The sequence below is a fragment of the Frigidibacter sp. SD6-1 genome (genome assembly GCF_030143255.1).
Lineage (GTDB): Bacteria > Pseudomonadota > Alphaproteobacteria > Rhodobacterales > Rhodobacteraceae > TMP-24.
Window position 1 is genome coordinate 151,275 of sequence record NZ_JARJNR010000002.1, and the last position, 18,710, is coordinate 169,984.

At 67.3% G+C, this 18,710-nt stretch carries 17 protein-coding genes; 9 read left to right on the forward strand and 8 right to left on the reverse strand.

The window, feature by feature from the left end:
• Positions 1-247: 247 nt before the first annotated feature.
• On the reverse strand, positions 248-1,381 hold the full coding sequence (locus tag P0645_RS05275; RefSeq protein ID WP_284163528.1) for a serine hydrolase domain-containing protein: 1,134 nt from the start codon (positions 1,379-1,381) through the stop codon (positions 248-250).
• Positions 1,382-1,550: 169 nt separating this feature from the next.
• Between P0645_RS05275 and P0645_RS05280 the strand changes: the two genes are divergently transcribed.
• A complete protein-coding gene (locus tag P0645_RS05280) occupies positions 1,551-2,168 on the forward strand; it encodes a GcrA family cell cycle regulator (RefSeq protein ID WP_284163529.1) in 618 nt (205 codons plus the stop codon).
• A 181-nt stretch (positions 2,169-2,349) separates the two neighbouring features.
• Here the strand turns inward: P0645_RS05280 and P0645_RS05285 are convergent, their stop codons facing one another.
• Positions 2,350-4,341: an AsmA family protein gene (locus P0645_RS05285; RefSeq protein WP_284163530.1), complete on the reverse strand. Its 1,992-nt coding sequence runs from the start codon at positions 4,339-4,341 to the stop codon at positions 2,350-2,352.
• A gap of 235 nt (positions 4,342-4,576) precedes the next feature.
• Between P0645_RS05285 and P0645_RS05290 the strand changes: the two genes are divergently transcribed.
• The 3 genes from P0645_RS05290 to rimO all read left to right on the forward strand — a co-directional run bounded on the left by P0645_RS05290 (position 4,577) and on the right by rimO (position 7,796).
• Positions 4,577-5,503: an ABC transporter ATP-binding protein gene (locus P0645_RS05290; RefSeq protein ID WP_284163531.1), complete on the forward strand. Its 927-nt coding sequence runs from the start codon at positions 4,577-4,579 to the stop codon at positions 5,501-5,503.
• Positions 5,500-6,261, forward strand: a complete 762-nt coding sequence (locus P0645_RS05295; protein ID WP_284163532.1) for an ABC transporter permease — start codon at positions 5,500-5,502, stop codon at positions 6,259-6,261. Before P0645_RS05290 ends, P0645_RS05295 begins: the two co-directional genes overlap by 4 nt.
• A gap of 119 nt (positions 6,262-6,380) precedes the next feature.
• Entirely contained in the window at positions 6,381-7,796 is a 1,416-nt protein-coding gene (rimO, locus tag P0645_RS05300; RefSeq protein WP_284163533.1) for a 30S ribosomal protein S12 methylthiotransferase RimO, read from the forward strand.
• Positions 7,797-8,053: 257 nt separating this feature from the next.
• Here rimO and P0645_RS05305 read toward each other — a convergent pair whose 3' ends face one another.
• Positions 8,054-8,800: a MipA/OmpV family protein gene (locus tag P0645_RS05305; protein ID WP_284163534.1), complete on the reverse strand. Its 747-nt coding sequence runs from the start codon at positions 8,798-8,800 to the stop codon at positions 8,054-8,056.
• Positions 8,801-9,055: 255 nt separating this feature from the next.
• Between P0645_RS05305 and P0645_RS05310 the strand changes: the two genes are divergently transcribed.
• The 5 genes from P0645_RS05310 (at position 9,056) to P0645_RS05330 (ending at position 13,360) form a co-directional block, all read left to right on the forward strand.
• Entirely contained in the window at positions 9,056-10,279 is a 1,224-nt protein-coding gene (locus P0645_RS05310) for a helix-turn-helix domain-containing protein (RefSeq protein WP_284163535.1), read from the forward strand.
• Between the two features lies 1 nt (position 10,280).
• Positions 10,281-11,549, forward strand: a complete 1,269-nt coding sequence (locus tag P0645_RS05315; RefSeq protein ID WP_284163536.1) for an SDR family oxidoreductase — start codon at positions 10,281-10,283, stop codon at positions 11,547-11,549.
• Complete coding sequence (locus P0645_RS05320; RefSeq protein ID WP_284163537.1) at positions 11,549-12,025, forward strand: DUF2269 family protein; 477 nt, start codon at positions 11,549-11,551, stop codon at positions 12,023-12,025. Before P0645_RS05315 ends, P0645_RS05320 begins: the two co-directional genes overlap by 1 nt.
• 2 nt (positions 12,026-12,027) lie before the next feature.
• Positions 12,028-12,753, forward strand: coding sequence for a hypothetical protein (locus P0645_RS05325; RefSeq protein ID WP_284163538.1), 726 nt, complete (start codon positions 12,028-12,030; stop codon positions 12,751-12,753).
• 73 nt (positions 12,754-12,826) lie between these two features.
• Complete coding sequence (locus tag P0645_RS05330) at positions 12,827-13,360, forward strand: adenine phosphoribosyltransferase (RefSeq protein ID WP_284163539.1); 534 nt, start codon at positions 12,827-12,829, stop codon at positions 13,358-13,360.
• Positions 13,361-13,449: 89 nt separating this feature from the next.
• Here the strand turns inward: P0645_RS05330 and P0645_RS05335 are convergent, their stop codons facing one another.
• From P0645_RS05335 to thrC, 5 genes are all read right to left on the reverse strand, one after another.
• Complete coding sequence (locus tag P0645_RS05335) at positions 13,450-14,865, reverse strand: FAD-binding oxidoreductase (RefSeq protein ID WP_284163540.1); 1,416 nt, start codon at positions 14,863-14,865, stop codon at positions 13,450-13,452.
• Entirely contained in the window at positions 14,862-15,398 is a 537-nt protein-coding gene (locus P0645_RS05340; RefSeq protein ID WP_284163541.1) for a DUF1697 domain-containing protein, read from the reverse strand. The genes P0645_RS05335 and P0645_RS05340 overlap by 4 nt, the downstream gene beginning before the upstream one ends.
• A gap of 72 nt (positions 15,399-15,470) precedes the next feature.
• The gene (locus tag P0645_RS05345; protein WP_284163542.1) at positions 15,471-16,055 is read right to left on the reverse strand and encodes a GNAT family N-acetyltransferase; all 585 of its coding nucleotides are present in this window, start codon (positions 16,053-16,055) and stop codon (positions 15,471-15,473) included.
• Positions 16,052-17,317 carry a M16 family metallopeptidase gene (locus tag P0645_RS05350; RefSeq protein ID WP_284163543.1) on the reverse strand — a complete coding sequence of 422 codons (1,266 nt, stop codon included), beginning with the start codon at positions 17,315-17,317 and terminating at the stop codon, positions 16,052-16,054. The genes P0645_RS05345 and P0645_RS05350 overlap by 4 nt, the downstream gene beginning before the upstream one ends.
• Entirely contained in the window at positions 17,314-18,702 is a 1,389-nt protein-coding gene (gene thrC / locus P0645_RS05355; RefSeq protein ID WP_284163544.1) for a threonine synthase, read from the reverse strand. The genes P0645_RS05350 and thrC overlap by 4 nt, the downstream gene beginning before the upstream one ends.
• Between the last annotated feature and the right edge of the window lie 8 nt (positions 18,703-18,710).

Consider the following 18,710-nt stretch of genomic DNA (forward strand, 5'->3'; position numbering starts at 1 on the left):
GACCTTAAGTCAACGCGGGGATCGGATTTCGGGGTGGCAAGTGGCTGGAAGCCACGGGCGAGCGGACGTCAGGCGCGGAGGCGACGGCGTCGGGGACGGGCAATAGGGGCGGTCCGGGTGCTCATGCGCGACCCATAGCGCCGATGGCCCAGCCTGTCCATCGGGAAAACGGCGCGGCAAGGCGCGGCCTCCGCGCGGCCGAGCGCCGGGCCGGCGCGAGAAGCGCGCACGCTCCGCCCCTCGGCCCTCAGCCTGCGCAAATCTCGGCGAGCATCGCGATCACCGGGGGATAATAGCCGCTGTCATAGCCGCTGTCGTTCTGCATCACCGAGAGGTAGCAGGCCACCCGCCCGGTCGCCGGGTTAGCGACCAGATACTGGCCGCCATAGCCGCCATGACCAAGCCAGGCGCCATCGGTGTTGGTCTGATTGGAATAGCGCAGATGGCCGCGTGGCGCAGGCATCGGCACGCCGCCCCTCAGCGTTTCCTCGATGAAGGCGGCGGATCCGAAGGGGCGGCCATCGACGCCCGCGCCCCTGCGCGCGAAGAGCGCGCCATAACGGCAGAGATCGCGCGCGGTCAGGCAGATGCCGCCGCTCATCAGCGGAAAGCCCGCCCGGTCGGTCACCATATGAAGCGCGCCCTCCAGCCCCGCCGCATCGGCGAGATCGGCGATGAAGGCGGACAGCGGCCGCCCCGACCGCACCTCGGCCGCGCGGGCCAGAAGGTCGGTATTGGCGCTCTTGTACAGGCAGGCGCCGGTCCGGTTGAGCGTATCGGTCCGCCCCGGCGCGAAGCCGACTGTCGCGAGGAAATCGGCATTCGTCTCTTCCGGCCCCTCGGGCAGACGCAGTCCGGTCGCGGCCTCCTGCCGGAAGGCGGCGCAATCGGGGTTCGCGTAATCCTCGTCATAGCCGTTATCGACATTCATGTTCAGGACATCGGCCAGCCGCGCGCGCGCATAGCCCGGCCCGACCCCGGGCAGGATGGCGCCCATCTCCTCTTCAAGGCCGATCCTTCCCTCCTCCCACAGCCGCCCGACCATGAGGTTCACCGCCATCTTCGAGACCGACATGATCGAATGCGCGCGGTCCGGGCCGAAATCGGCGGCATAGGCCTCGTGCAGGATCCGCCCGCCCTCGATCACCGCCATGGCGGAAAACCAGGGTGTGGAGGTCAGCCGCCGCACATCCTCGCGCGCGGCGATCGAAAGATCGGCCGAGAGGCGAAGCTCCATCACCCGGCCCGCGCGGGCGCTTTGCACATAACGCGCGGTCTCATGCAGCCGGTGGAACCCGTCGCGGCGGTGGGGGGGCGAGTTCCAGCGCGTATAGCCGCCGTCCGCCACGGTCAGGTCGGGATTGGCGTAAGTCGTGACCATGGGCGATTCTCCGGGGGCTGGCGCCGCGATCCTAGGGGTGCGGCGCCGGGCCTGACAACCTTTCATCCACAGGTTGTGATGCCCGGCGTGCCTTGCCCTTCGGCCCCATCCCTTGTATCTCGGCGCGTCCCCGCTAGAATGGGGGTCCGATCAAGCCAGAGGATCTGCGATGTCCTGGACCGACGAACGCGTCGAGCTGTTGAAGAAGATGTGGGGCGAAGGCCAGTCGGCGAGTCAGATCGCCAAGGAACTGGGCTCGGTCACCCGCAATGCGGTGATCGGCAAGGTCCACCGGCTCGGCCTGTCGAACCGGGTCGAGGGCAAGGGCAAGGATGACGAGGCCGAAGCGCCCGCCGCCGCCCGTCCCGCACCTGCGGCCCAGACCCAGCATGCCTCGGCGCAGCCCGCCCAGTCGCAGGCCGCCCAGCCCCGCGCCGACGTCAAGGTCACGCCGATCCGCCCGGCCGAACCCGCACCCGCAGCACCCCAGGCCGCAAGCCCCTTGCGCAAGCCGATCGTGCCCGCGGGCCAGCCGCTGCCGCCCCAGCCCTCGCAGGGCGAGATCAGCCCCGAGGCGCTCGCCTCGGTCCGCGAGGTCGAGAAGCGCGCCCGCAAGATCACGCTGATGGAACTGACCGAACGGACCTGCAAATGGCCGATCGGCGATCCGGCGACGGATGATTTCTGGTTCTGCGGCCTGCCCTCGCAACAGGGCAAACCCTATTGCGACGCCCATGTCGGCGTGGCCTTCCAGCCGATGAGCGCCCGCCGCGACCGTCGTCGCTGACGGCCATCCCCGAGGTCTGCGGCAGGGCCTCGAACACCCGTCCTCAGGGGGCGATCAGGGGGCGAAAAGTTTTCACGAAAACTTTTCGCCTGACGGCCACCGGCAGCACCAGCGGATCGGTCACGCGACCAGCGGCGAAGAATTTTCGCGAAAATTCTTCGCTTTTCGGAACATCTGGCGCTCAATTCCCGCCAAAGAGATCGTTCAGCGCCTTGTTCAGCTCGTTCTGCAGTGCCTCTTCGGCCTTGCGTTTGGCCGCATCTTCAAGGCTTTCGCCGGGGTCCGGCGTGATGCCAAGCTCGTCCTGCAGTTTCTTGCCCACCGCGTCGAGATCCTCGCGCAGGTTCTCTTTCGCCAGCGCGTCGAGGTCGATGGTGAAACGCGGATTGTCCCAGCTGCCGTAGATGATCAGGGGCGCCGTCAGCCCGCCCTGGCCCTGGTCGTCGGCCAGTGCCACCGCGCTCAGCCGGTAGTCGAGCGTGCGGCCGCCGATGTCGATATCGCCCTTGCCCTTCGCCGTTACGCGGGGAGAGACCATCAGGAAATCCTGGTTCGACAGCACGCCCCCCGCGATTGTGTAAGTCGCCGTCAGGCTGTCGAAGATCGTCTTCTGGCCCTTACCATACTGGCTTGCATCGAGCGTGATCAGCATCGCGGCGAGGTCCGCCCCGATCAGCTCGCCCTGCCCGACCGACAGAGAGCCCCCGCCTTCAAGGCTCGCCATCAGGTCCGCCAGCGAGCGGCCGGAGGCGAGGTATTTCACCCGCATGTCGCCGGTGCCCGACAGCTTGTCGTAACCCGCAAGGTCCCTCAGGAAGGGCTGCAGCGCGATGCCCGAAAGCGTCAGGTCGCCACTGGTCGACAGGCCCTTCCTCGCATTCACCACCATCCGCCCCGAGGCCACGCCGCCATAGGCGCTCACCCGCCTGAGGTCAGCCACCAGCCGCCCGCGCTCGTTCGTCAGCCGCGCCGACAGGCCGTCGATCCGCAGCCCCGCAAGCCTGAGCGCCCCGAGGTCGAGCGTGATCTCTCCATCGAAGGACCGCAGCCCGCTCGCGTCGATCGGCGCGGTCGACCAGCCCCCGGCCTTGCCTGCTTCCGCACCCTGCGTTTCACCGCCCGCAACCGCATCTGACGCCCCGCCCCCGGCCTCGAACCCGCCCCCCTCGAACCCGCCCCCCGCGACCGAGGCGCGGACATAGGGCCGCTCGCCTCCGGGCGTCAGGCTGGCACTGACGCTCAGCGCCGTGCCGTCAAGCGTCACCGCGCCGTTTCCAAGCGACAGGTCCCCCTGATCGGTCATCGCCAGATCGCCCGAGACCTTGACCGACCGCTGGCCGAGCCCCGGCGGCAAACTGGGCGCCGCAAGCCCAGCAAGCGCGGCAAAGCCCGTCAGATCGGCAAGATCGGCATCGAGCCTGCCGCTCGCCCGGACCGGCCCCTGCGCCACAAGCCCCGCAAAGGTCGCCCAGGCCTTTCCGGCCGACAGTTGCAGGTCGGCCGTCACATCCTCGCCGTCGAGAAACTGCTGAAAGCCCCCCAGCGTCAGGGTCGCCGCGAACGCCTGCCCGCCGCGCCGCCCGGTCAGATCGGCACTCACCGGCCCGCGATAATCGGGAATGGTGATCGTCCCGGTCACCTCCGCCAGTTCCAGCCTTTGACCGCTCTGGCGGTCGCTGTAGATCAGCGTGGCGCCGTCGAGCGACAGCCGGTCGAGCGTGAAGGGCTTGCCCACGCCCGGCGTCGCGGTGGTGATCGTGCCATTGCCTGCCTGGCCCGAACGCCCGCCCCCGCCGAACTCCCAATTCGCCGCCCCATCGACATTGCGTTCCAGCCGGATCACCGGCCGCACGGCCTCGACGGCGCGTATCCTGAAATCCCCCGACAGAAGCCCGCCCATGTCGAGCGAGATGCGCAGGGCCTCGGCCGTCAGCATCGGCCCCTCGTCCGACCAGGCGGCGTTGGAGATGGAAACCGGTCCGGTCTCGATCCCGAAATTCGGCCAGAAGGACGGGGCGGCGGCACCGCTCAGCGTCAGCTGCCGACCGGTCAGTTTCTCGAACTGAGTGACGGCAAGCCCGGCAATCCGATCCGACGGCAGCAGGAACAGCCCGCCCACCGCGACGACCGCCAAGAGAAGGAGCGTGACGAATATCCTCAAAAGCCACCGCATCGATCCGCCCTCCGTTTTCCTCGACTATGCCGGGCAGGCTCCCGCCCCTCAAGTCCGGATATCCTGACGCCCATGCAGCCCGCCCATCCGAAATCTTTCGAAGATTTCGGACCGGACCCTTTGCAAGGGTCCGGCCGGATTTCGTGGCGAAATCCGGCCACCGCCGGGGCCGCCCTTCCAAATGCCCACGCCCCGCACTAGGGTGCCCGCCAGACCGGCAGGACAGGACGGCTCAATGACCGCCATCATCCAGATCAGCGATCTCTCAAAGACCTATCAAAGCGGCACCGCCGCCCTGTCCGGCGTCACGCTCGACATTCGCGAGGGCGAGATCCTCGCCCTTCTCGGCCCGAACGGCGCGGGCAAGACGACGCTCATCTCGATCCTCTGCGGTCTGGTCACGCCCTCCTCCGGCCGGGTCACGGTCGGCGGCCATGACCTGTCCCGCGACTACCGCGCCGCGCGCGCGCTCATTGGCCTCGTGCCGCAGGAAATCGCGCTTGAGAGCTTCGAGACCGTCCTCAACACCGTGAGCTTCACCCGCGGCCTCTTCGGCAAGGCTCCTGACGCGGCCTGGCTGGAAAAGCTTCTCAGGATGCTCACCCTCTGGGACAAGCGCGACGCGCGGCTGATGGAACTGTCGGGGGGCATGAAACGCCGGGTGATGATCGCCAAGGCGCTCTCGCACCAGCCGAAGGTCCTCTTCCTCGACGAGCCGACCGCCGGGGTCGACGTGAACCTGCGGCGCGAGATGTGGCAGGTGGTGCGCGACCTGCGCGCCTCGGGGGTCACCATCATCCTCACCACCCATTATATCGCCGAGGCCGAGGAAATGGCCGACCGGATCGGGGTGATCGACGGTGGCCGCCTCCTCCTCGTGCGCGACAAGCATGACCTGATGCACGAGTTCGGCCGCAAGCGCCTGACCGTGGAGCTGACCGAAAAGATCGACACCCTGCCCGCTGGCCTCGCCGCGCCCGGGCTCGCGCTCGCGGACGACGGGCTGCATGTCACCTACGATTACGATACCCGCGCCGACCGTTCGGGCATCGCCCGGCTTCTGGCCGGTTTCGCCGAGGCGGGCCTCTCCGTCCGCGATCTGGAGACCGAGCAATCCTCGCTTGAGGAAGTGTTCCTGCGGCTGGTGGAGGAAGGCAAATGAACTGGCGCGGCGTCCGCACGATCTTCGAACATGAAATGGCGCGCTTCTGGCGCACTTTGTGGGAATCGCTCGCCTCGCCGGTCCTGTCGACCGTGCTTTACTTCGTCGTCTTCGGCGCCGCGATCGGCGGGCGCATCCAGTCGGTCGAGGGCGTCAGCTACGGCGCCTTCATCGTGCCCGGCCTCATCATGCTGACCGTGGTGCAGCAGTCGGTCGCGAATGCCTCCTTCGGCATCTTCTTTCCGAAATTCGTGGGCACGATCTACGAGGTGCTCTCGGCCCCCCTCTCCTTCGTCGAGGTGGTGGTGGGCTATGTCGGCGCGGCGGCGCTGAAATCGGTGATCATTGCGGGCGTTATTCTTCTCACCTCGATGGCCTTCGTCGAAATCCATATCGCGCACCCGGTCTGGATGGTGGCCTTCCTGGTCCTCAGCGCGGTCGCCTTCTCGCTTCTGGGCTTCCTGATCGGCATCTGGTCGAAGGACTGGCAGCAATTGCAGATCATTCCCCTGATGGTGCTGACGCCGCTGGTCTTCCTCGGCGGTGCCTTCTATTCGGCCGACATGCTGCCGCCCTTCTGGCAGGGCGTCGCCCACCTGAACCCGGTCCTCTACCTGATCTCCGGCTTCCGCTGGGCTTTCTTCGGGCTGGCCGACGTGCCCGTCGGCCTCTCCATCGCCGCGATCACCCTCTTCCTCGCGCTCGGGCTGGGCGCGGTCGGGTACATTTTCCGCACCGGCTGGCGGCTGAGGGCCTGAGGCGCGACGCGGGGCCAAAATCCTTCGAAGGATTTTGGCAAATCTTTTCGAAAAGATTTGCCTGCCCCACCCGCAGGCCCAATCTTTTCAGCCCCCGGCACTTCGGCTATAGGCGCGCAATGTCGCAAAACCCGCCAAACCTCCGCCCCGACCTCGCCCCGCGCCCCGTCTTCGACGCGGACCGCCGTGACGGCTCTGGAAGAGCGGGCCAGCCCACCATCGGCATGGTCTCGCTCGGCTGCCCCAAGGCGCTCGTGGACAGCGAGCGCATCCTCACGCGGCTCCGCGCCGAGGGCTACCAGATCAGCCCCGACTACCGGGGCGCCGAGGCGGTGATCGTCAACACCTGCGGCTTCCTCGACAGCGCCAAGGCCGAAAGCCTTGAGGCGATCGGCGAGGCCCTGGCCGAAAACGGCCGCGTCATCGTCACCGGCTGCCTTGGCGCCGAACCGGAGTTCATCACCGGCACCCATCCGTCCGTCCTCGCCGTCACCGGCCCCGAACAGTATGAACAGGTGCTGGACGCGGTCCACCAGGCCGTTCCGCCCGCGCCCGACCCGTTCATCGACCTTCTGCCCGCCACGGGGGTGAAGCTGACGCCGCGCCATTACAGCTACCTCAAGATTTCCGAGGGCTGTAACCACAAGTGCAAGTTCTGCATCATCCCCGACATGCGCGGCCGTCTGGTCTCGCGCCCCGCCCACGCGGTGATGCGCGAGGCGGAAAAGCTGGTCGAGGCCGGTGTGAAGGAACTGCTGGTCATCAGCCAGGACACATCCGCGTACGGGGTCGATCTGAAACATGCCGCGACCTCCGGCCGCGAGGGGCGCGAACATCGTGCCCATATCACCGACCTCGCCCGCGACCTAGGCTCGCTCGGCGCCTGGGTGCGGCTCCATTACATCTACCCCTACCCCCATGTCCGCGACCTGATCCCGCTGATGGCCGAGGGGCTGGTGCTGCCCTACCTCGACATCCCGTTCCAGCATGCCCATCCGGACGTCCTGAAACGCATGGCCCGCCCCGCCGCCGCCGCCCGCACGCTGGACGAGATCGCCGCCTGGCGGCAGGTCTGCCCCGACATCACGCTCCGCTCGACCTTCATCGTCGGCTACCCGGGCGAAACCGAGGCGGAATTCCAGACGCTGCTCGACTGGCTCGACGAGGCGCAACTGGATCGTGTCGGCTGCTTCCAGTACGAAAACGTCAAGGGCGCGCGGTCGAACGACCTGCCCGGCCATGTGCCCGCGGACGTGAAGCAGGATCGCTGGGACCGGTTCATGGCGAAGGCGCAAGCCATTTCCGAGGCGAAGCTGCAGGCGAAGGTCGGCCAGCGGCTCGAGGTAATCGTCGATACGGTCGACGCCGAGGGCGCAACCTGCCGCACAAAGGCCGACGCGCCCGAGATCGACGGCAACCTCTTCATCGACGAGGGCTTCGAGAGGCTGGCGCCGGGCGATCTGGTCACGGTCACGGTTGACGAGGCCAGCGAATATGACCTCTGGGGCCGCCTCGCCGACACCGGGCGCCGCTAGACCGGAATGGCCGCGCCGGCGGCGACGCGGCGCTGAAACCGGGACGGGGGGATGAGCGGGCGCCGCAAGAGGTTAACCGGTCGCGCGCGTGTGCTCTTCTGCCATACGTGCGGGCATACGTCCGATGCACGCTTTCTGCCGGGCAGGATACGGGCGGCGGCGGCGGGTCGAGGCTCCCGCGTTGCGCGCCGCCGCCCGCGCCTTCCGTCCGCTGGGGGTGGGCGGCGGAAGGCGATCGACCGGCGGAGCGGGGCCGGTCAGAAACTGTAGATAAGGCCGAGACCGACGCTGTAGCTCTCCTTGCCGTCGACAAGCGGGCTTTTGCGGACCTTGTCGTCGAGAACCGAATAGTCGAAGGCGCCGACCAGCGAGAGCCGATCGCTGATCGGATATGCGAGCGACAGTTCGACAAAGGGTTCGACCGTGTTGCCCACATCATAGGCGGCCCGCAGGCCATTCGCCTCCGACGCGGACACGCCATAGAGGAAATTGTTCAGCTTCTTGTCGCGCATCCGCGCGCCAACGCCCACGTCGATCATTCCCGACCCGACCGGAAAGCTCAGCCCGGCGCTCGCCTCGACATGATAACCGTCCGAGGCCGAAGCGACATCATGCAGCGCGACCGCGCCGAGGTGAAACAGGCCGAAGGAATATTCGGCGGCCACCCCGAGTTCGACCGGCATGTCGCGCTTCAATCCGGCGAAGCGCGCATCCTTCTTGGCATACTCCTCGAAGTCGGGCTTCTCGCCGGGGGCGAGAAGGATCGAGAAGGTCAGCGCCTCGTTCGAGACGAGCTTGTAGGAAAGCCCGTCGATGCCGACGCGGAAGCGCTCGGTCTCATAGGACAGATAAGGGATCGCATAGGCATCGTCTTTCTGGCCGTGGTAAATGCCGCTCGCGCTGCCCGCGCCGAGACCAAGGGTCCATTCGCCCTCGGCCCGGGCGAGGCCCGGGGTCAGGGCCATGGCGCAGCCGAATATTAGCAGGCTTGATTTCATCATCATGTCATTGGTCCATATTTCGATCAGTAACGCCGGTCGGCCATTGGCCCGTAGAAGGCCGCTCTCGCCGCGACATGACCCTCCTGCACGCCTCGCCCGCCGCCGTCGTCCCGGACTACCGGCGCGGACGAAGGATTACCGGGCGGACCGACCCGATGTTGTGCGCCCCTGAAGGGAGAGACACCGGACGGCCCGCAACACTTGCAGGTGCGGCGCGCGCGGCGCACTCTGCCTGCGACGAAACGCGAGGCGAGACGGATGAGCGGCGCTGCACTATTCACTTTCGGCGCCTCGGCGCTTCTCCTCGGCGTCTCGCTCTTCTGCGCTAATCTTCTCGTGCTGCGGCGCGACCATGCGTGGGTCTACTGGCCACTGGCGCTCTTCTGCCTGATCGAGGCGACAATGGAACTTCCGATTGTCGTCGAGCCCTTCCTGACCGGGGCAGGCGCCCGCGATATCCTGGTTCGGCTCTCGATGTTTACGCTGCCGCTCGCCTTCCTGCTTGCGCCGCTCTTCTGGCTGTATGCGCGCGGGCTGACATCGGAAGGCGACCCGGGCGATATTCCGTTCAGGATGCTTCATCTCGTTCCGCCGGGCGTGGCGCTGGCGCTTGCGATCGCCCTGGCGATCCATCCCGAGGCCCTGCGCGACGATCAACCGATCTCCGCGTCGGCGCGTATGCTGCAAGCCGCGGTCATCGGGCTGGCGATACTTCTCTATCTGCAGATCGCAGCCTATCTTCTGGCGATCCACCGGCAGATCATGACCTACCGCAGTCGGCTGAAGGATCTTTTCGCCAGCACCGAAAACCGGGAGCTGCACTGGATCGTCTGCCTCGGCGCGGTGATCAGTGTCTTCTGGCTGTTCAACAGTGCCCTGGTGCTGGCTGAGGCGCTTGGACTTGCCGCACTTCCAAGCCATGTCCAGGATGCCACGATACTGGGCGATCTTCTCGACGTTGCGGTGATCTGGATCATCGCCGTCTGGGGCACCCGGCAGAAACCCGGGCTGTTTCGCCCCCCCGAAATCGCGCCGGATACGTCCGGCCCGGCCGACGATCCTGCGCCGAAATACGAACGATCCGCCCTGACGCCGGAACATGCGGCCCGGATCGCCGGCCGGATCGAGCTGGCGATGCGCCGCGACCTTCTCTATCGCGACCCGAACCTGTCGCTCTGGGGGCTCGCGAAACATATCGGGGTCACGTCGAACTACGTGTCCCAGACCCTGAACGAAACACTGGGCGAAAGCTTTTTCGACTATGTGAATGGCTGGCGGGTCCGCGATGCGATCGGCCAACTGACGACCGGGGACCAGACGATCCTCGCCATCGCCTATGACGTTGGGTTCAACTCGCGCTCGCCCTTCTACAAGGCCTTCAAGCGAGAGACCGGAAAGACCCCGACCGAGCTTAGGGCCGAGCGCCCGCCCGGTCGCGCGGACACGATGCCAGCGCCGGTCCTGAGGAAGGTTTCGGGCTGACATGCAGGTTCTCTTGCTGGGTGCCGACGGGTTCATCGGCCGCCATATCGCTTTCGCCCTGCGTCAGGCTGGCCACGAGGTCATCGCTTCGGCGCGGCGCACCGACCGGCTGGCCGCGATGGGGTTCAAGACGGTCGCGGCCGACCTGAGCGATCCCGCGACCCACGATCCGGCCTTCTGGCGCCGCCATCTTCAGGGTGGGGTGCATCTGGTCAATGCAGCAGGTCTTCTGACCGGCAACGCCCGTGTGTTCGAGGCCGTCCATGTGCGCGCGCCCGCCGCCGCCCTCGCCGCGATGGATGGCGGGCAGGCGGTTCTTCTGTCCGCGGTCGGGATCGAGGCCGCTACGCCCTTTGCCCGGTGGAGGCGCGAGGGCGAGCGGGTGGCGCTGGCGGCGGGCGCGACCGTCCTGCGCGCGGGCCTCGTGCTGGCCGAAACATCCTACGGCGGCTCTTCGGCGCTGCGGGCCTCAGCCGCGCTGCCCGTCCGCAGGCTGGTGGTCGGTACGGGAGAGGAGCGGTTCAACCCGATCCATGCCGAGGATCTGGCCCGGGTGATCCTCGCCTGCCTCTCCGCCCCGCCCGGCCCCGGCCCGGCCGGTGGTGCCTGGGAGATCGGAGGCCCCGAGGTGCTCAGCCAGACCGAGCTGTCCGCCGAGATACGCCGCTGGCTTGGCCTCCCGCCCGCCCCCGCCTTGCGCCTGCCGCTGCTCCTCGCCCGCCCAATCGGGCGGATCGGAGACTTTCTTCGGCTCGGCCCCTTCTCGGCAACCGCCGTCGATCAACTGGCGACCGGCGTGCTGGCCGATCCCGCGCCGCTTCTGGCGCGGATCGGGGTCCGGCCCGCGCCTGTCAGCCGCTTCCTGAGCCGCCGCCCGGCAGGGACCCAGGATCTCTGGCAGGCGCGGCTCTACCTCTTGAAACCGCTGATCCGGCTGACCCTGGCGCTGATGTGGCTCGTCTCGGGCCTCCTTGGCCTTTTCCTGCCCGTTGCGGACTTCCCAGCGGCACTCCATGGCCTGCCAGAACCCCTGCTGTTTCTCTCCGCAAGGGCGGGGGGCGTGGCCGACCTGATCCTCGCCGCCCTCCTCATGCGCAATATCGCGCCCCGGCGCACCGCCCTTGCACAGCTGGCGCTGGTCTTCGGCTATACGGTCGGGCTGACGCTGATCGCGCCCGCCCTGTGGGTTGCGCCGTTCGGCGAACTCTTGAAGAACCTGCCGGTGCTGGCGCTGATCCTCACCCACCTGGCGCTGAGCGAGGAGCGTTGATGGAACCCTATTTCCTGGCAAAATGGCTGCATATCCTGTCCTCGACCGTGCTTTTCGGCACGGGGATCGGCACGGCTTTCCAGATGGTCTGGGTGATGCGTTCTGGCCGGACGCAAGCGATCCACGCCACTGCCTCCGCGGTGGTGATAGCCGACTGGCTCTTCACCACGTCCGCCGGGATCGTCCAGCCGCTGACCGGTCTATGGCTCATCCATCTGCAGGGCTGGTCACTGACCGAGCCCTGGCTGCTGGTCACCTATGCGCTCTATCTCATGGCCTTCGCCTGTTGGGCGCCGGTCGTCCACCTGCAGATCCGCATCCGCGACCTTGCTGCCCGCGCCCTGACCGAAGACACGGCGCTGCCCGCCGAAGCCCGACGCCTCTACCGCATCTGGTTCGCGCTCGGCTGGCCCGCCTTCCTGGCGCTGACGGCGATCTTCTGGCTGATGATAACCAAACCCGCCTTGTGGTCCTGATCATGCCTTTCCCGATCAATCTGTCTTCGCCGCAGGTCCTGACCTGCCTCCTTCTCGCGGCCGCCGTCCCCGGCATGCTGTCCGCCAGGGACAGGCTCGTCCTTCTTCCCGGCGCCGAACTGGCTCCGGCCTTCGACGCGCTTCCGCGACTGGTGGGCTCCGATGCGGTAGCCCTGTCGATCAATGCCGATCTGGCACGGGTCGACGCCGAGGCGCTCGAGGCGAGCGCCGACTGCCGGGCCAGGACGGGGTCGGACTGGGCACGGTTCATATCGGTGGCGTTCACCGGCCCGCGCTTTCTGAGCCTGTCCGAGAGCCATGATTTCTATTGTGCCGGTGCAGCGCATCCCGACAGTTTTGCCCGCTATCACACATACGACCTTACGACCGGCGCGCGGGTCAACTGGGCCGGTCTGCTGCCGCCAAGCCTGATCGGCGATGCCCGTGAGAGCGAATTCGGCACCTTTGCCGCGCCGGAGCTTTCCGCATATTACCTGCAAGAGATCGCGCCGGAGCTCGACGCCGACTGCCGCGATGAACTGGCCGGCACATCGCTGTCTTTCCAGTTTTCCCTAGATGCCGCAACGCAGGCGCTGCAGCTACAGCCGGAGGGTCTTGCCCATGCCGTTCGCGCCTGCTGGGCCCCTCTCGCCCTCTCTGTCGACCGGCTTGAGGCGATGGGTGCCGACGCAACATTGACCGGAGCGCTCAGAAGCGCGTTCCACTGACAGGCCCGGCAATGACGCTTTGCGACCGTCCGGCGCCGTGCTACCGAAAGGCGTTCGGTGCCTCGGGGGAGAGATGAAGAAAACGGTCAAGGACTATATCCGCACCATCGCCGACTTTCCCCATGAGGGGATCATGTTCCGCGATGTGACAACGCTTTTCGCCGATGCGCGCGGCTTCCGGATGGCGATCGACCAGCTTCTGCACCCTTATGCGGGCGAACGTATCGACAAGGTCGTGGGGCTCGAGGCGCGGGGCTTCATCTTGGGCGGCGCGATCGCGCATCAGCTGACGGTGGGCTTCGTGCCGATCCGCAAGAAGGGCAAGCTGCCGGGCCAGACGATTTCCCAATCCTACAAGCTCGAATATGGCGAGGCGATCATGGAGATCCATGAAGATGCGCTGCAGCCGGGCGAGAAGGTGCTGATCGTCGACGATCTTCTGGCCACCGGCGGCACGGCGGAGGCCGGGATCAGGCTGGTCGAGCGGCTCGGCGCCTCGGTCGTCGGCTGCGCCTTCGTGGTTGATTTGCCGGAGCTTGGCGGGCGAAAGCGCTTGGAGCGGCTGGGCATGTCCGTCCATGTCCTGTGCGAATTCGAGGGGGCGTGATTTCGCCGCCTTCGGCGTCGACCCGCCGGGGAGGCTCTGCCTCCCCGGACCCCTCCGGAGTATTTGAAGACAGAAAGTGAGACGCAGGATCAGCGCGTCAGGACCGCCCCGGGGTTCATGATGCCCTGAGGGTCGAGCGCCTGCTTGATGGCGCGCATCGCCGCGAGTTTCGCAGGCTCGGCGTAGCGTTCGAGATCGGATGTCTTGAGCCGCCCCACCCCGTGTTCGGCGCTGAAGGAGCCGCCGAGTGCCGCGACCCGGTCATGGACGGCGCGCTGGATCGCGGATGTCCGGGTCAGGTAGTTGTCGCGTTTCTCGCCCTTCGGCGGGAAGATGTTGAAATGCAGGTTGCCGTCGCCGAGATGGCCGAAGGCATGGATGCGGAAGGGGCCGAAGGGCGCGATGAGCGCGGGGCCTTCGTCGAGGAAGGTGGGGATTTCCGACAGCGGCAGAGAGATATCGTGCGAGGCCACGGCACCGATCTTGCGGTTCGCCTCGGGCAAGGCCTCGCGCAGGCGCCAGAAATCCCGGGACTGCGCCGCGCCGCGCGCGATCACCCCGTCGCTGACGAGACCCTCGGCCTCGGCAGCGGTGTAGAGCGCACCAAGGGCGTCGGTCGGGTCGAGGCCGCCGGGCAGGCCCGCCTCGATCAGCACCATCCAGTCGGGGCGGGTGGCGAAGGGCTGGCGGACCTCCGGCATCACCTCGTCCAGGAAGGCGAGGCCCTGGCCCGCGATCAGTTCGAACGCCGTCACCCCGCCGGCAAGGCGGCTCTGGGCGCGGGCGAGGAGCGAGAGTGCGGCGGCGGGCGAGGCAACGGTGAAGATCGCCGTGCCGGTGGCGGCGGCAGGCGGGAAGAGCTTGAGGCTCGCCGCCGTGATCACGCCCAGCGTACCTTCGGCGCCGATCAGAAGGTTGCGGATATCGTAGCCGGTATTGTCCTTCCTGAGGCGCTTCAGTTCACTCAGGACCGACCCGTCGGGCAGCACCGCCTCGATCCCGAGGCAGAGGTCGCGGGCGCTGCCGTAGCGCAGAACGTTCACCCCGCCCGCATTGGTAGACAGCAGGCCGCCGATCCGGGCCGAGCCCTGCGAGGCGAGCGCCAGCGGGAAGAGCCTGCCCTCGGCCTCGGCCGCCTTCTGCACCTCGGCGAGGATCGCGCCCGCCTCGGCCACCAGAACCCCTTCCGCCGCATGGACCGCGCGCACCCGGTTCATCCGCTCGGGCGACAGGATCAGCGGCGCGGGCCCCTCGGCCATCACCTGCCCGAGGACCAGCCCGGTGCCGCCGCCATAGGGCACGATGCCGACCCGCGCCTCCGCGCAGGCGCGGACGATCGTGGCAACCTCGCTGGTCATCCGGGGCCGCGCCAGGCATCCGCCGATCCCCGTCACCCGCCCCCGCGCCTCCGCCAGATAGCGCGGCTCGACCGGGCCAATGACGCCTTCGGGCAGGGCAGCCTCAAGTCGCGCCGCGAAGGCCTGATCGGCGGGATTGAGCGTCATGCCGCCTCCAGCTTCCGCGCCATGGCCATCAGCGCCTCGACGGTCTTGAGATTGCGCGCCGTCATATCGACGGGAAGCCGCCCGACCCTGTCGGCAAGCTTCGACCGCCCCGCCCCGCCCGGCAGATGCAGCCAAAGGACCTTGCCCTGAAACGCGTACCGCTCCTCCACCGTCGCGAGCGATTTCAGGAAATCGCCGGTGGCGCGGGGCAATTCGCGCTCCATGAAATGAAAGAAGACCTTCTCGCCCGGCTCGCCCTTGAACGGGCAGCCACGATGGGCGGCCTCCATCTCGGCCAGCGTCCGCATCAGCACCGGCGGGCGGAAACCGAAGCGCTTGAACACATTGTCGGCGATCAGCGCCTGCAACGCGCCCGCGCTCTTCTCGGACCGGAAGACCGCATTGCCGCTCTGGATATAGGTCTTCGCGCCCTCCAGTCCCATCACCCCCAGAAGCGCGCGAAATTCCTCCATCGGCAACCGGTTCACGCCCGAGACATTTACCGCCCTGAGAAGTGCAATCCAGACCGTCATGATCCTCTTTCATCTTGGTCCAAATACCTCGGGGGTCCGGGGGCAGCGCCCCCGGCCTTGGCCCGGGAAAGATCAACCGGCGTAGGTGCGCCCGCGCCGGTCCGCCCTCAGATTGGCGTAAAGCACGTGATTGCGCCAGCGGCCGTTGATCTGCAGATAGCTTTGCGCCACGCCCTCGTACTTGAAACCCACCTTTTCCAGCACGCCGCGCGAGGCGGTGTTTTCCGGCAGGCAACCCGCTTCCAGCCGCGAGAGATCAAGATCGGTGAAGGCGTAGTGCACGACCGCCTCCAGCGCCTCGCGCATGTATCCCTTCCGCGCATGTGGGGCGCCCACCCAATAGCCAAGCGTGCCTGCCTGCGCCGGGCCGCGACGGATATTGTCGAGCGTCACACCGCCCACCAGCGCCTCGTCGGCGCGGCGGACGAGGAGAAGCGGCACAGCCGTCCCCGCGGCCTCGGCCCGCGCTGCCCAGTAGACGCGGTTGGTGAAAGCCTTGCGCGACAAGGCGTCGGCGGCCCAGACCGGGTCCCAGGGGCTGAGGAAATCGCGGCTCGCCTCGCGCAGCGCGGCCCAGCCGCGATAGTCGGAATGCTGCGGCAGGCGCAGCGTCAGCCGCTCGGTCTCGAGCCTCGGGCGGCGGCGCAGGAAGCTCATCCTTGCCCGAGCCTCTCGCGCAAGGGTTCAAGCCCGGGCGCGCCCGCGACCGGCCCGTAAAGCGCCAGCGCAGCCTCCGCCCCGCTCGCAAGCCGTTCGCCGAAGGCGCGCACATCTGCCGTCGTCACCCCGTCGATCTCGGCCGTCGCCTCTTCAAGGCCCGGCACCCTTCCCCAGATCGCCAGATAGCGCGCCATCCGTTCGGCGCGCGACGAAGGGCTCTCAAGCCCCATCAGCAGACCCGCCTTCAGCTGCGCCTTGGCCCGCGCCACTTCCGCTTCGCTCATGTCAGCGGCCGCGCGCTTCAACTCGTCCATCGTCAGCATCGCAAGATCGCCGATCTCTTCAGCCGAGGTACCCGCGTAAAGCGTGATCATGCCGGTGTCGTCATAGCTTCCGGCCTGGGCATAGATCGAGTAGCAGAGCCCCCGCTCCTCGCGCAGCTTCTGGAACAGGCGCGAGGACATGCCGCCGCCAAGCGCCATGGAATAGACCTGCGCGGTATGGGCATCGGCATCGCGGTAAGCGGGGCCGCGGAAACCCATGGCGAAATGGACCTGCTCGAGATCCTTGATCTCATGGCGCTCGCCGCCCTGCCAGCGTGCCGGTTCGGGATGAGGCCCGGGCTTCGCGGCGAGATGGCCGAATTTCTCTTCGGCCAGCCTGACGAGCGCCGCGTGATCGACCGCGCCTGCCGCCGAGAGGATCATCCGCTCCGGCCCGTAATGCGCGGCGACGAAGGTGCGGAAATCCTTTCGACCAAAGGCTTGCACCCGCTCGGCGGGGCCGAGGATCGTGCGGCCCATCGCCTGATCGGGGTAGGCAGCTTCCTGCAGCCAGTCGAAGATGATGTCGTCGGGCGTATCGAGCGCCTGGCCGATTTCCTGCAGGATCACATGGCGCTCGACCTCGATTTCCTTCCTGTCGAAGGCGGGGTTCAGCACGATGTCGGCGATCACATCGACGGCAAGGCCCACGTCCGCTTCCAGCACGCGGGCATAGAAGGCCGTCATTTCACGCGAGGTATAGGCGTTGATATAGCCGCCCACATCCTCGATTTCCTCGGCGATCTGCAGGGCGCTGCGCCGCTCGGTGCCCTTGAAGGCCATATGTTCAAGGAAATGAGCGATGCCGTTCTGCTCGGGCCGTTCATGCCGCCCCCCGGCCGTGACCCAAAGGCCGACGGCGGCGGAGGCAAGGCCGGGCATCGCCTCGGACACGATGCGAAGCCCGTTTGGAAGCGTGGTGAGGTCGGTTCTCAACGGCGGCGTCTTTCCCGGACAAGGGCTTCCAGTGCGCCAAGGTCGTTTGTCACCCGCGTCAGACGTTCCGGCCGGTCGAAGAGGTCGGCCATGCGCGCGGGCAAACCGGGGCGGGTGCCGGTCGCTGCCTCGACGGCGTCAGGGAATTTTGCGGGGTGCGCAGTGGCGAGCGTGATCATGGGTGTCGGGCCAAGATGGTCGTTGGCCACCTTTACGCCAATCGCCGAATGCGGGCAAAGCAGTTCGCCCGAGGCCGCGCGCTCGGCACGGATCGCGGCCGAGGTCTCCTCCTCGGACACCCGGCCCGAGGCGAAGGTGGCGCGCAAGGCCCGAAGCGCGCCCTGACTGACGGCGAAACCGCCCGTTGTCTTCAGCTCCTCCATCAGCTGCGCCACGGCCTTGCCGTCACGGCCATAAGCGTCGAAAAGCGCGCGTTCGAAGTTCGAGGATATCTGGATATCCATCGACGGGCTGATCGAGGGGCGAACCTCGCCCATCTGATAGCGCCCGCCGGTCAGGCAGCGGTGCAGGATGTCGTTCTGGTTGGTGGCGACCACCAGCTTGTCGATCGGCAGGCCCATGCGTTTGGCGATGAAGCCCGCATAGATGTCGCCGAAATTGCCGGTGGGCACGGTGAAGCTGACCTGGCGATGCGGCGCGCCGAGCGAGACGGCGGAGGTGAAATAATAGACGACCTGCGCCAGCACCCGCGCCCAGTTGATCGAATTCACGCCCGCAAGCCCCACCTCATCGCGGAAGGTGAAGTCGTTGAACATGTCCTTCAGGCGGCTCTGGCAATCGTCGAACGTGCCGTCGAGGGCGAGCGCATGGACATTGGCCTCTGACGGCGTGGTCATCTGGCGGCGCTGAACTTCCGAAACGCGTCCGTGGGGGTAAAGGATGAAGACATCGACATTGTCGAGGCCACGGAAAGCCTCGATCGCCGCCGACCCCGTGTCGCCGGAGGTCGCACCGACGATCGAGATGCGGCGGCCTTCCCGCGCCAGCGCGATCTGGAACAGCTGGCCGATAAGCTGCATGGCGAAGTCCTTGAAGGCCAGCGTCGGCCCGTGGAACAGCTCCAGCAGGAAGTGGTTGGGCGCCAGCTGCACCAGCGGCGCGCGGGCGGCATGGCCGAAACCGTCGTAGGCCTTGGCGATGGCTGTGCGGAATTCGTCATCGCTGAAGGCATCGCCCACGAAGGGCCGCATCACCCGGAAGGCCGCCTCCTCGTAGGACCGACCCGCAAGTGCCGCGATCTCGGCATGGCTGAGGGTCGGCACGTTTTCCGGCACATAAAGCCCGCCGTCGCGGGCAAGGCCGGTCAGCATCGCCTCGCCGAAGTTCAGGACCGGCGCCGTGCCGCGTGTGGAAATGTAGCGCATCGTCTCTC

Excerpts from the sequence above, each read along its gene's own strand:
- P0645_RS05275 (WP_284163528.1), bottom strand. The coding sequence starts at position 1,381 with ATGGTCACGACTTACGCCAATCCCGACCTGACCGTGGCGGACGGCGGC.
- P0645_RS05280 (WP_284163529.1), top strand. The coding sequence starts at position 1,551 with ATGTCCTGGACCGACGAACGCGTCGAGCTGTTGAAGAAGATGTGGGGC.
- P0645_RS05285 (WP_284163530.1), bottom strand. The coding sequence starts at position 4,341 with ATGCGGTGGCTTTTGAGGATATTCGTCACGCTCCTTCTCTTGGCGGTC.
- P0645_RS05290 (WP_284163531.1), top strand. The coding sequence starts at position 4,577 with ATGACCGCCATCATCCAGATCAGCGATCTCTCAAAGACCTATCAAAGC.
- P0645_RS05295 (WP_284163532.1), top strand. The coding sequence starts at position 5,500 with ATGAACTGGCGCGGCGTCCGCACGATCTTCGAACATGAAATGGCGCGC.
- rimO (WP_284163533.1), top strand. The coding sequence starts at position 6,381 with ATGTCGCAAAACCCGCCAAACCTCCGCCCCGACCTCGCCCCGCGCCCC.
- P0645_RS05305 (WP_284163534.1), bottom strand. The coding sequence starts at position 8,800 with ATGATGATGAAATCAAGCCTGCTAATATTCGGCTGCGCCATGGCCCTG.
- P0645_RS05310 (WP_284163535.1), top strand. The coding sequence starts at position 9,056 with ATGAGCGGCGCTGCACTATTCACTTTCGGCGCCTCGGCGCTTCTCCTC.
- P0645_RS05315 (WP_284163536.1), top strand. The coding sequence starts at position 10,281 with ATGCAGGTTCTCTTGCTGGGTGCCGACGGGTTCATCGGCCGCCATATC.
- P0645_RS05320 (WP_284163537.1), top strand. The coding sequence starts at position 11,549 with ATGGAACCCTATTTCCTGGCAAAATGGCTGCATATCCTGTCCTCGACC.
- P0645_RS05325 (WP_284163538.1), top strand. The coding sequence starts at position 12,028 with ATGCCTTTCCCGATCAATCTGTCTTCGCCGCAGGTCCTGACCTGCCTC.
- P0645_RS05330 (WP_284163539.1), top strand. The coding sequence starts at position 12,827 with ATGAAGAAAACGGTCAAGGACTATATCCGCACCATCGCCGACTTTCCC.
- P0645_RS05335 (WP_284163540.1), bottom strand. The coding sequence starts at position 14,865 with ATGACGCTCAATCCCGCCGATCAGGCCTTCGCGGCGCGACTTGAGGCT.
- P0645_RS05340 (WP_284163541.1), bottom strand. The coding sequence starts at position 15,398 with ATGACGGTCTGGATTGCACTTCTCAGGGCGGTAAATGTCTCGGGCGTG.
- P0645_RS05345 (WP_284163542.1), bottom strand. The coding sequence starts at position 16,055 with ATGAGCTTCCTGCGCCGCCGCCCGAGGCTCGAGACCGAGCGGCTGACG.
- thrC (WP_284163544.1), bottom strand. The coding sequence starts at position 18,702 with ATGCGCTACATTTCCACACGCGGCACGGCGCCGGTCCTGAACTTCGGC.